The organism is Massilia sp. CT11-108, from assembly GCF_047302915.1.
Taxonomy (GTDB): domain Bacteria; phylum Pseudomonadota; class Gammaproteobacteria; order Burkholderiales; family Burkholderiaceae_D; genus Telluria; species Telluria orientalis.
Map to the genome: position 1 here is coordinate 1 of NZ_JBKYMO010001098.1, position 728 is coordinate 728.

Here is a 728-nt window from a genome sequence, read left to right on the forward strand (position 1 = left end):
CAGCAGCACGCGCACGGCGCCCGACCGTTCGCGCACATGTTCGATCAGCGCCAGCAGCGCCGCCGGATCGGGCGGATCGGCCGCCAGCACGCGCAGCGGCCAGTCCATCGACGCGGCCAGCAGGTCGTCCTTGGTACGGAAATGTTCGTACAAGGTGGAGCGGCCCAGGTCCGCGCGCTCGGCCACCGCCGTCATCGCGACGGCGTCATAGCCCTCGGCCATCAGCAGTTCGATGAACGCCCCGACGGCCGCCTTGCGCGTGCGCTGCCGGCGCCGGTCCTGCACGACTTCTTCCATCGCATCTCCATGAGCGGACATAAGTGGACGAAAGTGGACGAAAACGGACATCCAAGCGGTTTTGTCCGCTAACGGACGGCACGGCCGCACCATCCGCCAACGCGACGCCCGCCGCTGGTCCAATATGGTTTTCCATCGAAAGGACCGCCATGATAGCAGCCGACAGCACGCCCCGTTCCATCCCGCCCGCCGCCTGGGCCCTCGCCGTCGCGGGTGCCGCGATGGTCGCCCTCCTCTTCCATCATCCGGTCGTCGCACACGGCACGGGCCACGCCGGCACGCTGGCCGCGCTCGTGCGCCTGGGCGACGGCGCCGCACGCGTGCACGGCGCGCTGTTCGTCGTCTGCGGCTTCCTGCTGTACGGTGTGATCGCGCTGGCGCTGATCGAACATGTGCGCGAACGGTCGGGCGCCGTGCGCGTGCTGCTGGAA

At 69.2% G+C, this 728-nt stretch carries 2 protein-coding genes; one reads left to right on the top strand and one right to left on the bottom strand.

From position 1 onward, the window contains the following. Positions 1-297: TetR/AcrR family transcriptional regulator (locus tag ACEN88_RS33375; RefSeq protein WP_413346619.1), on the bottom strand; the 297-nt coding region annotated here is incomplete at its 3' end. Between the two features lie 149 nt (positions 298-446). Here ACEN88_RS33375 and ACEN88_RS33380 point away from each other — a divergent pair. Then, a partial coding sequence (locus ACEN88_RS33380) for a hypothetical protein (RefSeq protein WP_413346621.1) occupies positions 447-728 on the top strand: 282 nt, incomplete at its 3' end.